This window comes from Micromonospora sp. NPDC005087, from assembly GCF_042872965.1.
In the GTDB taxonomy this organism is placed as follows: domain Bacteria; phylum Actinomycetota; class Actinomycetes; order Mycobacteriales; family Micromonosporaceae; genus Micromonospora.
In genome coordinates this window covers 1-1,378 of record NZ_JBIALB010000072.1, presented here as the reverse complement: position 1 = coordinate 1,378, position 1,378 = coordinate 1, and the positions used below count along the sequence as shown (strand labels likewise).

At 65.1% G+C, this 1,378-nt stretch carries 1 protein-coding gene and 1 pseudogene; both read right to left on the bottom strand.

The window, feature by feature from the left end; genetic code table 11:
* Window positions 1-109 precede the first annotated feature (109 nt).
* Window positions 110-664, bottom strand: a pseudogene (locus ACFYPS_RS36905) (transposase); the annotation flags it as partial.
* A gap of 206 nt (window positions 665-870) precedes the next feature.
* Entirely contained in the window at window positions 871-1,266 is a 396-nt protein-coding gene (locus tag ACFYPS_RS36900; RefSeq protein ID WP_387331149.1) for an MmcQ/YjbR family DNA-binding protein, read from the bottom strand.
* Between the last annotated feature and the right edge of the window lie 112 nt (window positions 1,267-1,378).

Here is a 1,378-nt window from a genome sequence, read left to right as displayed (position 1 = left end):
GATGGCTCCACGTCCATATCCAACACCGTCCGGTATGGACGTTACGCCCGTGTCATCCCCACTCGGCCGCCGAACCTTGCTGAGATCACCTCAGTAGAAACCGCCCCGGGTCCAAGGGGCGGTTCTGCCACTCGGTCATGCCCTCGATGACCTTGTCGGTGATCGTGGAGATCGTCTGCCGGGACACGTCCGCGCCATACACCTCGGCCAGGTGGGCCTGGATCTCCCCCGTGGTCAAACCCTTGGCCGACAACGAAATCACCATGTCCTCGACCCCAGACAACCGGCGCTGACGCTTCCGCACGATCTGCGGCTCGAACGTGCCGTCACGGTCCCGGGGCACCTCAATTTGCACCGGTCCGACCTCCGTCAGCACCGTCTTGCCCCGCACCCCGTTGCGGGAGTTCCCACCGTTGTTCCCGGCTGGGTCGCCCTTGTCATAGCCCAGGTGATCGGTGATCTCCCCATCGAGAGCGGCTTCCAGGACACGCTTGGTCAGCTGCTGCAGCAGCCCGCCCTCGCCGGTGAGCTGCAGACCCGCCGCACGGGCCTGTTCCACCACCTGAGCGACGAGCTGATCGTCGACCCCGTCTCCCACCGGCCGCGCCGGTCCACGCTTCGCCACCTGATCAGTATCGACCTCGGTGATCACGACATCCGTCATCAGGTGCTGCTCCTTGATCAGGAGTTACACCGTTCGTTTTACAGTCCCGTTCGATCGGGCGGTCGTCGAGGACGTGTGCCTCGATGAGGATGCCGACGGTGAGGTCCTCGTCGTTGCGGCCGGCCACGTAAGGGCGCCATGCGCCGGTGCGGGCGCTGCTCGGATGAGGGGCAACAGCGCTCTGGGCGCGGTCGGCGTCAGCGTGATCAGTCGGCGGAGGGCGGGACGCGGAACGAAGCGGGATTGACGGGACGGCTCTGCTTCGGCAGGCCGGCGACGACGAGGAGGTACGACTCGGTCACGAATTTGTCGACAAGCGCGGGCTCGACGTCCGCACCCGCCCGCACCGTGATCCAGTGCTTCTTGTTCATGTGGTAGCCGGGCGAGATGCTCGCGTGAGCTGCGCGGAGCGCCTCCGCGTCGGATGGATCCGCTTTCAGGATCACGACGGGCTCGCCGGGCATGGACGTCTGCAGCATGAACACCTTGCCGCCGACTTTCCATACCTCCCAGTCGCCGGTGAACTGGTGTGTGTGCTCGGAGCCGGGAAGCTCGGCGGCGCGGGCCGCGGCTCGATCCTGCACTGCCTTATCAATCTGCATCTTGACCTCCTCGAAGTCCTTAGAGCGTCCGCCAGTAGGTGACGGCGGGGATGCAGAGTAGCGAAACGGGCACGGAGTCAGTGATCATCGAGTTGTCTACGCTCTGTGATCG

What these genes read in the sequence shown, in the direction of transcription:
- ACFYPS_RS36900 (WP_387331149.1), bottom strand. Translation starts at nt 1,266, where the DNA reads ATGCAGATTGATAAGGCAGTGCAGGATCGAGCCGCGGCCCGCGCCGCC.